Origin of the sequence: Aurantimonas sp. C2-5-R2, from assembly GCF_036549495.1 — a bacterium.
GTDB lineage: Bacteria > Pseudomonadota > Alphaproteobacteria > Rhizobiales > Rhizobiaceae > Aurantimonas > Aurantimonas coralicida_A.
The window spans coordinates 1-10,492 of sequence record NZ_JAZHLJ010000102.1 but is presented as its reverse complement, the minus strand read 5'-3'; the positions used below and the strand labels follow the sequence as shown (position 1 = coordinate 10,492).

8 protein-coding genes and 1 pseudogene are annotated in these 10,492 nt (G+C 60.2%); 7 read left to right on the top strand and 2 right to left on the bottom strand.

The genetic code is table 11. The features are described from left to right. On the bottom strand, positions 1-1,183 hold a 1,183-nt coding region (locus VQ044_RS22275), incomplete at its 3' end, for a cache domain-containing protein (protein ID WP_331827771.1). Positions 1,184-1,487: 304 nt separating this feature from the next. Between VQ044_RS22275 and VQ044_RS22270 the strand changes: the two genes are divergently transcribed. The 5 genes and pseudogenes from VQ044_RS22270 to VQ044_RS22250 all read left to right on the top strand — a co-directional run bounded on the left by VQ044_RS22270 (position 1,488) and on the right by VQ044_RS22250 (position 5,362). After that, positions 1,488-2,999: an ATPase domain-containing protein gene (locus tag VQ044_RS22270; protein WP_327626323.1), complete on the top strand. Its 1,512-nt coding sequence runs from the start codon at positions 1,488-1,490 to the stop codon at positions 2,997-2,999. After that, a complete protein-coding gene (locus VQ044_RS22265) occupies positions 2,996-4,042 on the top strand; it encodes a sensor histidine kinase (protein WP_327649663.1) in 1,047 nt (348 codons plus the stop codon). Before VQ044_RS22270 ends, VQ044_RS22265 begins: the two co-directional genes overlap by 4 nt. Further along, on the top strand, positions 4,043-4,453 hold the full coding sequence (locus VQ044_RS22260) for a response regulator (RefSeq protein ID WP_327626321.1): 411 nt from the start codon (positions 4,043-4,045) through the stop codon (positions 4,451-4,453). Between the two features lie 45 nt (positions 4,454-4,498). Next, positions 4,499-4,615, top strand: a pseudogene (locus tag VQ044_RS22255) (HlyD family efflux transporter periplasmic adaptor subunit); the annotation flags it as partial. Between the two features lie 9 nt (positions 4,616-4,624). Beyond that, positions 4,625-5,362, top strand: a complete 738-nt coding sequence (locus VQ044_RS22250) for a hypothetical protein (RefSeq protein WP_327649662.1) — start codon at positions 4,625-4,627, stop codon at positions 5,360-5,362. 489 nt (positions 5,363-5,851) lie between these two features. Here the strand turns inward: VQ044_RS22250 and VQ044_RS22245 are convergent, their stop codons facing one another. Continuing rightward, positions 5,852-6,253 carry a hypothetical protein gene (locus VQ044_RS22245; protein ID WP_327649660.1) on the bottom strand — a complete coding sequence of 134 codons (402 nt, stop codon included), beginning with the start codon at positions 6,251-6,253 and terminating at the stop codon, positions 5,852-5,854. Between the two features lie 50 nt (positions 6,254-6,303). On the opposite strand from VQ044_RS22245, the gene cas9 reads away from it, so the two are divergent. Together cas9 and cas1 are read left to right on the top strand one after the other, a co-directional pair. Then, a complete protein-coding gene (gene cas9, locus VQ044_RS22240) occupies positions 6,304-9,639 on the top strand; it encodes a type II CRISPR RNA-guided endonuclease Cas9 (RefSeq protein WP_327649659.1) in 3,336 nt (1,111 codons plus the stop codon). Between the two features lie 68 nt (positions 9,640-9,707). Next, complete coding sequence (cas1, locus tag VQ044_RS22235) at positions 9,708-10,427, top strand: type II CRISPR-associated endonuclease Cas1 (RefSeq protein ID WP_327649657.1); 720 nt, start codon at positions 9,708-9,710, stop codon at positions 10,425-10,427. The last annotated feature ends 65 nt before the right edge of the window (positions 10,428-10,492 follow it).

The following is a 10,492-nucleotide window of genomic DNA, read 5'->3' as shown; positions in this document are numbered from 1 at the left end:
CCTGCTCCTGCGCCGTCATCTGCTGGCGCTCGCCGTTCTGGCGCCGCTCGGCCTCGGCCTCTTCGCGCCGCGTCACCGCCTCGGCCTCGACGCGCTGCTTCTCCAACGCCGCCTGCTTGAACGCCAACACCGCATTCGCCATCCGGCCAATCTCGTCCTTCTGCTCCAGGGCAGGAATCTCAGTGGTCAGATCACCGCCGGCGAGTTGGGACATCCTGTCGGCCATGCCGCTGATTGCGCCGCCGATACGGCGACCGACGAACAGCGCGACGACGATGGCCAGTCCCATCGCGAGCAAGGCGGCGAAAGCGGCGGTCCAGCTGATTTCACTCGAGATGGCCTGCAGCGCCGCCTGCGAGGTCAGCAGATGCGCCACACCGGAGACATTGCCGGCGAAGTCCTTGATCGGACGGGCGACACCGACATGGGGCTGTCCGCCGATGACAGACGTTGTGGGAACCGTCTCGCCATCGCGGACGCGTGCCAAGGTGGCACCGTCGAGCAGCGGCTCGCCTTGGAAGGTCGCCGCCGAACGGGCATCGGCGGTATCCTTGGCGGCAAAGGTCGCGACTTCGTCCATTGGGAAGATGTAGAGCTCCGCCTCGTCATCGGCGCTGTCGGTCAAGCGGGAGATGAACTCCTGTCCGAAGCCCAGTCCGAATTCGACGGTGCCGACGTGGCGTCCGTTGTATTCGATCGGGTGGACGGCTCGAACACCGATCCCGGCGCGGCCGCGCTCCAGCCCGATGACCGGCATCTTGTTGGCGTTGGCCTCGACGACCGTGAAGCGGAACGAAGACAGGTCGTCGCCGAACTTTTCCGGCTTGTGGACGCGCAGGAAGGAAATGCCCTGAGGGGTGTGAAACTGGAACTGCTCCACACCGTATTGCGTCTTCATCGCGTCAAAGCCGGGAACGAAGATATCCGCCAGGCGCTGGCGATGGTCGAAAGCGACGGCTTGCCCGACGGCCGGCTGGCGCGCCACCAGAGCCGCGAGGCTGAGCGCCTTGTCGACCTCTGCGGCGATCGAGCGATCGAGCTTGCGCTGCATGATGCCAAGTTCGCGCTCTGCCGCTTGCTCGACCAGACGGTCTGCGCCGAGGAAAAGCGGTATGCCGACCGCCAGCGCGGCGACGAACGCGGCGAAAAGAACCGAGACGAAGAGACGAGAACGAAGCGACATGGTCACCATCCAATTATAGTATTCAAACCTTTCTATGTGAGCGCGGTTTTCCGAAAGGTTAACCGTAAGCGGGACCTTCTCGTCTCGGCCACGTTTTTGCGCCGATAGGCTGCTGGAAGCCCGAAAATATTCGTAGCCGGGCAAGCGACGGGCCGCCGACGCCCGGAACGGCTTTTCGGGCCGCCGCCCGCCCGCGAAAATTAGAGCGTCGCGGTCCCGCTTGGGCGGTGAGGCGTCAGCTTGACACGCCGCCGATCTGCCGAAATGGTCCGCACTCTCGACCCCACTGGAAAGCGGAATCGCGATGCCACCGAAAAAAAAGCCGGCGACGAAACTATCGGCCAATAAACCGGCCACGAAGTCGCCGGCCAAAAACAATGGCAAATTTTCCAGCGGAATCGATGGGCTCGACACGGTGCTGGGCGGCGGGCTTCCCGGTCGGCATCTCTATCTGCTCCAGGGCAAACCCGGCACCGGCAAGACCACCTTTGCGCTGCAATTCCTGATCGCCGGCGCCGCCGCTGGCGAACCGGTTCTGTATGTGTCGCTGTCACAGAGCAAGGCCGAACTGGAGCAGATCGCGGCATCGCATGGCTGGTCGCTCGACGGGGTCGAGATCGAGGAGCTGCACGCGGCCCGTCATGACGAAAAGCAGGACGATCAGACGATCTTCTACGCTTCGGATGTGCGTCTCGATCGGACCCGCGAGGCCGTCGACGCGGCAATTGACCGGGTGAAGCCGAAGCGCATCGTCTACGATTCCCTCGTCGAAATTCGCCAGCTCAGCCGCGACACCCAGAAGTTTCACGAGGAAATCCTGTCGTTCAAGCGAATGGTCGGAAAACAGGGCATTGCGACCCTGTTCATCGACCTGACGCCGGAGGCCGGCGGCGATGCCGTCGTCGAAAGTCTGGCGCATGGACTGTTCCACCTGGAAAAGTACCTGCCAGAATATGGTCAGGCGCGCCGCCGGATCGATATTCGCAAGATGCGTGGCGTGAGTTTCTTCGACGGTTATCACGACATGGCGATCCAGACAGGCGGGGGTGTCCGGGTGTTTCCGCGGATCGTGCCGGAACTCACACCGGAGACCAGCCGCGAGGATCTGATCAAGTCGGGCGTCGACGCGCTCGACGAGATGCTCGGCGGTGGCATGGAGCCTGGCACCACGACGCTCATCGTCGGTCAGTCGGGCACTGGCAAGTCGACCCTTGCCTCGCTTTACGCCTATGCGGCCCTGGAGCGTGGTGAATCGGTCACGCTGTTTTTGTTCGAAGAACGGGTCGAGACCTTTTTCCGGCGCTCCGAAGGGCTCGGTCTGCATCTGCGCAAATATCGCGACGACGGGAAGCTCGAACTCTGGGACTTCAATCCTGGCGCGATTTCGCAAGGTGAATTCTCGCAGATCGCCCAGCAATCGGCGGATGGCAACAATGCCGGCGTGGTGGTCATCGACAGCTTCACCGGTTACCTCGCCGCGCTGCCGAATCCGCAGGAAGCGATCATGCAGATCCAGACGCTGCTGAAATATCTTTCGCGGCGCGGTGTCCTGACCATCCTCATCGTCGCCCAGCACGGCCTGCTCGGCCACAATATGGACACCGCCGTCGACGTCAGTTTTCTCGGCGATACGGTGGTGTTCCTGCGCATGTACGAATGGCCGGCGGTAGTCCGCCGCACGATCACCGTGGTCAAGAAGCGCCACGGTCCGCACGATCTCGATGTCCGGCAATTGCAGATCGATACCAAAGGCATCAGCATCAGGGAGTTCGTTCAGCCACCGCCGGGCAGTCCGTCCCCGATGCCGACGCGATGAAAGCGGATTTCGACCGAATACCGTCGGCTGCCGAACTGCCCGTCCTGATCTACGCACCTTATGGGAACGATGGCGACACGCTCCATAAGGTACTGACGGACGCCGGTTTCACGGCGATTGTCGCCGACGATCTGGCGCAATTTCAAACCAGTCTGGCGCGTGAGGCCGGGGTTCTGATCGTCAGCCAGGAAGGTTTGACCGAGAAGTCGCTGGAGCTCGTCAGCCAGATGCTGGCGCAGCAGGACGACTGGGCGGAACTACCGATCATCGTGCTCTTGGACGCGGCGCTGCATCTCAACAATGCCGCCGGCCGGCTTCTCGAACTCATGCCTCGCTCGAAGCTGATCATCAAGCAACGCCCGGTGCATCCCACCGAGATGACCACCTCGGTCGATACGGCTTTGCGCGCCCGTATTCGTCAGTACGCCCTGGCCCGTTACATCGCGCATCAGGAGGAATTGCGCCACGAGCTCAACCACCGGGTCAAGAACATCCTCGCCAGCGTCAATGCGCTGTTTTCGCTCACACGCCGGAACTCCGCCGATCTCAACGAGTTTTCCCATGAGTTCGCCGGCCGACTGAACGCCCTCAGTAACGTTCATTCGGTCCTGTTCAATGTCGACTACGGATTGGTGTGGTTGACCGAATTGGTGGAAGCGATCTTGAGGCCATTCAACACGGAGGACGTGCGGGTTGTGGCGACCGGCCCGGATCAGCGGCTGCTGTCCGACCCCGCCCAGAAGATCGCCTTGAGTCTGTACGAACTGGCCACCAATGCGGCCAAATACGGAGCGCTGTCGTCGAGCGAGGGCGCTGTCGGTGTCAAGTGGTCGGTCGAGTCGGGAACGGGGGGCGACAGCTTCGTACTGGACTGGTCGGAGAGCGGCGGGCCGAGCGTCAAACCGCCGTCGCGGACCGGCTACGGCACGCGTTTCATCCGTTCGGCGGCGCACAGTCTCGACGGCGAGGCGAATCTTGAATTTACACCCGCCGGTCTTCACGTGCAGGTACGGGTGCCGGCCCGCAGCGTACTGGATCGATAGATGCCCGCAATTCATTCCGTGCTGATTGTCGAGGACAATCTGATCGTGGCCATGGTCATTGAGGACGATCTGAGGGACGCCGGCTACGAGGTGTTGGGGCCCACCATGCGCAGTGCCCCGTCGCTGGACATCGCGCGGTCCTCGACGATCTCGCTCGCTCTGGTCGATATCGATCTGGAGGGCGGCGACGACGGCGTCGAGCTGGCCCGTCGGCTGCGTGACGAGCATCAGGTGCCCAGCCTGTATATTACCGGACAGGCGGCTGTTGCACGGGCTGGCAAAGACGCGGCCCTCGGCCTCCTGCCGAAGCCGTTCACGCCGGAGCAACTGCTGGAAGCGGTCGCGGAGGCCTTGAAATACGCGGCGACGGGCGAGGTGCCGCAGACGCCGAAGGCGGCTGTGTGGTTCTGAGCGTGCCAGGTGGTCCGCGGTCGGGCATGGTGAAAGAAGCGGTTTCCATTGGTCCCCGGCATGCCGGTCGAGGCCTTCATCCAGACCGGCGAACGCACGGCCATATCCTATCTCCTGAAACCGCTGTCGGATCAGTTCCGCCGCGCCATGCGGGAACAGTGAGGAATAAAGATGTCGATCGACTTCGATCCTTATGGTCCTCTCAGACGAAAGCTTGCGAGCGATGGCGTGGATATCGCCGCGCAGTTCGTAAAGCGTCGTCCTGCGGCGACGCCGGCAGCGGTCCGGTCGCATATAGCAACACGACGCAACCGGATTGCTAGCGTCCGTCGTCTGGCCTTTGCCTTCGCGGCGCTGGGGGTAATCGCTCCGGTCGCCCTCACCACGATCGCCTTCGGGGACGAACTGCGAGACACCGGGGGCGCCGGCGTGGAGCAGACGGAACCAGATGAAGCGACAGCGCCGAAACTGAGCTCGGATGGGCTGCGCGCAGGTGAAACCGGCATTGTTCCGAGCCAGGTCGACACGCGAGACCAGGAAAAAGGCACCGGAAATTCGCCGACTGCGGCCCCGAGCGTGACCTGTGCCGAAGCGCTTGCCTCAGAACCGCTTCAAAACATGGATCAATATTTAAAGGATATCGGCATCCACTACGAAAGAATATTCGATCAAACGCTGTCAGATGCGAATTGCACAGGTCGGCAGGTCGTAGATTTTCTTTTAGAAAATGGCGCAAAGCTTTATTCATATCGTGAATACGAAGGTGAAGAGTCAAGGAATGCCTATTCTTTAACATATCGTTCCGGATTTTTATTGAGAAGATTATTTATTTTTTTCCCATTCCACATAGTAATAGTAGAAAATACTGAATCAATATTCGTTCGTTCTAATTGGGAAATAGATCTATAGGTAATGGAGGTTACGTATGAGCCAGATATACATCGAGTGGAAGTGGGTTGGCTCCTTTGGAATTGATTCGCCTTATAGGCATATGTACCTTGTATACAAGCCAGCGCCTGACGCGCCGATCAAGGATTGGCAAGTCATTAGAGCAGGCCCACGCAATCCGCTGGGCGAGGCTGGCGGGGGCACTGATCATGCCAACCCTCATCCCGTATTTGCGAGCAGCGGACCAGAAATGTGCCTGACAAGTGAATTTCGGCAGCCCGTGCTGAGTCGGTGCTGATCTCTCACGCACGGCACAATCGGCGAACGGAGAAGCCTGCTTGCAGGCTGTTCACGCCATTGAGGAAAAATGGTGCCAGGGACGGCGTCACATCGATGGCGTAAGCCATTGATTGAATTGATGTACAGAAACGAGAATTTACGACGATACCAACAAAAATACCAACATTTTAGGTTGCTTGGGAGTGTCGACATCGTCCCGCGTGGCCGCCGTCACGAGTGTGCGTCAACGCCGCCATAGCCGTGGATGCCGGTGGTCAGGTTATGATAGACCGGAGCCTTCAAGCCGTTCAATTTGGGAATCTCGGCCACGCGCACGCGATCACCCTCATTGATGGCCATCGCCTGGCCGAAATCGGCAAAGATCGCGCGACCATCAATCAGCAGGTTCAGGTCGAGATGCTGCCGACCGTGCCCTTGCCCCGCCTCATGGAACCATGGATCGCCAGATCGGTACGGATACTGAAGGCGGTCAATGTGAATCCAGAACCGATTGACAAACAAAGCCAGCGCGCGAGCGCTGGCTTTGTTTGCAAGGTCAGGCCGGAGCCTGACCCTTATCTGGTGCTGTGGACAGCTTGTTAACGGCTGGCCTGCGTTTTCTGAGGATGCCACTATTGTCACGCCAGAAAACTTTGTCAAGAATGACGCTCAGGAGGCTCACCTTGGCAAATCAGCGACTTACTACCCTCGGCATCGATCTCGGGACCAACTCGCTCGGATGGTGTCTGATCACCACCTCTGGCGAGCCCTGCTGCGAGCCCCGCTCTGGCCGGATCATCGCCATCGGCTCGCGCATCTTTTCGCCCTCGGTATCCGCCGGCCGCGACGCAAAAACCGGTGAATCGCTGGCCGTGGCACGGCGCGATGCGCGGGCCACGCGGCGGCGTCGCGACCGCTACCTGAGGCGGCGCAAGGCGTTGTTAAAAGCGCTGACGCAATACGGGCTCATGCCTGCTGGTGAAGATGCTCGCAAGAAACTGCTTAAGGAGACTGGAGACGGCAAGGGCGGCGATTTGACCTCCGATGTCTATGCGCTGCGCGCCCAGGCCCTCGACGAAAAGCTCGATCTGCATCACATCGGCCGGATTCTGTTTCAGCTCGACCAGCGCCGCGGCTTCAAGTCCAACCGCAAGACCGACAAAGGCGACAACGAGGCCGGCAAGATCGTCACCGGTGTCGCGCGCCTCGACGTGGCGATAGGCGAGGTGGGCGCTCGCACCTATGGGGAATTCCTCCACAAAAGGCGGCTGGATGGAAAGTCAGTCCGCACGAGATTGCGTCCCGAAATGGGCGAAGGCGCCCGTGGCGACGGTTACGATTTCTACCCCTCGCGCGGCCATCTGGAGAAGGAGTTCGATGCGATCTGCGCAGAGCAGGCCAGACATTATCCGGATTTGCTGGGCGAGGATGTGGTGCGAGATTTGCGCGACATCATTTTTAATCAGCGGCCGCTCAAACCCGCTCTGCCTGGCCGCTGCACCTACAATCCGGATGAAAAGCGCCTGCCCAAGGCACATCCGCTGTTCCAGAAATTCCGTCTGCTGAAAGAGGTCAATGAGCTTGCCCTTGTCGGCGAGGATCAGATGCCTGTGAAGCTGACGCCCGATCAGCGCGATGCCCTGGTGTTGCGTTTGCGCGGCGCGAAATCGGTAAGCTTCGCCGCCTTGCGAAAGGTGCTGAAAGCACCGCGCGACGTGCGGTTCAACAAGGAAAGCGACAACCGCACGAAATTGATCGGTGACGAAGTATGGGCCTCGCTGTCGCACAAGGATGCTTTCGGCAATGCATGGTCCGGTTTCGATATCGCACGGCAATGGGAGATTGTGAGTCAGTTGAGGGAGGTCGACGACCCGGACGTTCTGGTGGACTGGCTGCGCGAGAATACCGGGCTGCATGCCGACGGCATCGACGCCGTTTGCAGGGTTTCGCTGCCGGAGGGCTATGGCCGGATGGGCGAGACGGCGCTCGCGGCCTTGTCAGACGAACTAGAGAATGCAGTCGACGAAAACGGCAAAGTGATCACCGAGGCGCAAGCCGCGATCAATGTATACGGCCGCACCAACAGCGAGGGCGATCGTGATTTCCAAGGTTATGCGGAACTGCCGAAATACCAGCAGGTGCTTGCCCGCCATATCCCCCCTGGCACAGGCGTTCCATCAGACCCCTACGACACCGAAATGGGGCGTATTACAAACCCGACCGTACATATCGCGCTCAATCAGCTGCGGCGCGTCGTCAATGCGGTCATCAAGAAGCATGGCCGGCCCGACCGCATCGCTATCGAACTGGGCCGCGACCTGAAGCTCTCGGAAGATCAAAAGGCGGACATCAACAGGACCATCGGTGAGAACACACGCGCGGCGGAAGCCCGTTCCAAAAAACTGATCGAACTCGGCCAGCCGGACACCGGCTATAACCGTATGCGGCTGAAACAGTGGGAGGAGTTGCACGAAAAGCCGGAAGCACGGGTGTGCATCTATACGGGGAGGCCGATCACACTTTCCATGCTGTTCACACCGGCCGTCGATATCGACCACATTCTGCCATATTCGCGCACCCTGGATGACAGCCAGGCCAATCGGCTGCTCTGCATGGCGGAAGCCAATCGCGAAAAGCGCAACAAGGCTCCGGTTGAGGTTGCGGCATGGGCCAGTCGATACGACGAGATTCTCGCCCGTGCGACCGCACTTCCGAAAAACAAGCAGTGGCGTTTCGCAGCCAATGCGATGGAGCGATTCAACGACGAAAGGAGTTTCGAAGCCCGGCAATTGACCGACATGCAATATATCGCGCGCATGGGGCTGACCTATCTGGCGTCGCCGTATCCCTATGAGGAAGCCGATGCGGAAGGGGTATTGCGACGTAATAGCCGCGTTCGTGCGCTGCCCGGTCGCATGACGGAAATGCTGCGACGCAACTGGGCGTTGAACGACCTGCTGCCAGATCACAATTTCGCCTATACGATGAAGGCAAAGAACCGCAACGACCATCGTCACCACGCCATCGACGCCGCCGTCATCGCCTGTACGTCGCGCGCACTGATCCAAAAAATGGCAACGGCTTCGCGCGCATTGGAAAGCGAGGGCGCGGAGCGCGTGGTTGCCGATCTGAAGGAGCCCTGGGATGGTTTTCGCGACGAGTTACGCGAGGCGGTTCGCAACACCGTCGTTTCGCACAAGCCCGATCACGGCGTCACGTCCGGTACGAAACTGAAAAAAGGCTTCGACGAGACAGCTGGCAAACTACATAACGACACGGCCTATGGTCCGACGGACGAGGTGGACGAACAGGGACAGCCCCGTGTGGTGCGGCGCAAACCACTCGAAGCCTTCACCACCGAAAAGCTGCTGCGTGATATCCGCGACCCGCAATTGCTCGAGGCGTTGCGGGAAGCAACGCGTGGCAAGACAGGTAAGGAGTTTACCGCAGCCCTGCTTGCCTTCGCCGAGGCTCCGGGACCGTTTCAGGGCCTTCGGCGCCTGCGGGTGCTGGAGACGCTCAGGACGATCCCGATCCGCGACAAAAACGGAAAGGTGTTCAAGGGTTACAAAGGCGATTCGAACCATCGGTATGACGTGTGGCGATTGAAGGATGGCAGATGGGTGGCCGAAGTCGTTTCGACATTCGACGTGCATCAGCCAGACTGGCAATCCGCTGTTCGTGCCGGCAATCCCACCGCCAAGAAAGTGTTGTCGCTGCGGCAAAACGATCTCGTGGCATTTGAGCATCCGGCCCGAGGCAAGACGATTGCGCGGGTCGTCAAATTCGGCGCAAATGGCCAAATCACGCTCGCCGATCACAACGAAGCTGGCGATCTGAAAAAGCGCGATGCTCTTTCGGTGGAAGCGCCGGAACACGCCACCGGTGACGCAGAGCCCATCGAATTCGACCCCTTTAAATACTTCGCGCCGACGGCTGGCGGCTTGAAGAAACTGTCTGTGCGGCAAATCCGCATTGACGAGCTTGGCACTGTCTACGATCCAGGCCCGCGCCATTGATGCCGAACCGTTAAGGTAAACAGCAGCCTGCTGCTTGCGGCGTCACCTATCTGTGGCAGTCTGCCGCGATGGAGCGGATTGTCGATGTTGCAACCGATGGTTTGCACCTCGCCGTCGTGCGGGGCTTCATGACCGTCAGCGAAAACCGTGAAGAGCGCGGGCGCATCGCGCTCGACGATATTGGCGCGGTCATCGCCCATGCTCATGGCCTCACTTGGTCCAACAATCTGTTCGTGCAATTGTCGAAACGCAATGTGCCAGTAATCATCTGCGCCGCGAATCACGCACCCGTCAGCTGTCTGTGGCCGCTGGAAGGCCATCACCGCCAGAGTGTGCGCATGCGCGCCCAGGCAGCGGCTTCTAAACCCCTGACGAAGCAGATATGGCGGCAGATCGTTTCCGCCAAGATTGCCATGCAGGCCGCTGTGCTCGCTTCCGCGGGCGCGGAGGCCGCCGGACTCGCCGCAATGGCCAAACGCGTCAAATCCGGCGACCCCGACAATCTCGAAGCGCAAGCCGCTCGACGCTACTGGAATGGGTTGATGGGGCCGGACTTCCGCCGCGACCGCGACGCTGACGGCGCCAACGCCATGCTCAATTACGGCTACACCGTTCTGCGGGCGATCCTCTCGCGCGCCATCTGCGCCGCCGGTCTACATCCGACATTCGGCATTCATCACACCAACCAGAACAACGCATTCCCACTGGCCGACGATTTGATGGAGCCATACCGCCCGCTCGTAGACCGCATGGTGCTAAGCCTTGGGGGATGTCCCGAAGTTTGTTGAACTTCGTTGAGCGGCGATGCCGGGTTGAACGTTACGCGGCCCTCGATGCAGGGGCAATGAACTTT

What these genes read in the sequence shown, in the direction of transcription:
- VQ044_RS22270 (WP_327626323.1), top strand. Translation starts at nt 1,488, where the DNA reads ATGCCACCGAAAAAAAAGCCGGCGACGAAACTATCGGCCAATAAACCG.
- VQ044_RS22265 (WP_327649663.1), top strand. Translation starts at nt 2,996, where the DNA reads ATGAAAGCGGATTTCGACCGAATACCGTCGGCTGCCGAACTGCCCGTC.
- cas1 (WP_327649657.1), top strand. Translation starts at nt 9,708, where the DNA reads ATGGAGCGGATTGTCGATGTTGCAACCGATGGTTTGCACCTCGCCGTC.
- VQ044_RS22260 (WP_327626321.1), top strand. Translation starts at nt 4,043, where the DNA reads ATGCCCGCAATTCATTCCGTGCTGATTGTCGAGGACAATCTGATCGTG.
- VQ044_RS22250 (WP_327649662.1), top strand. Translation starts at nt 4,625, where the DNA reads ATGTCGATCGACTTCGATCCTTATGGTCCTCTCAGACGAAAGCTTGCG.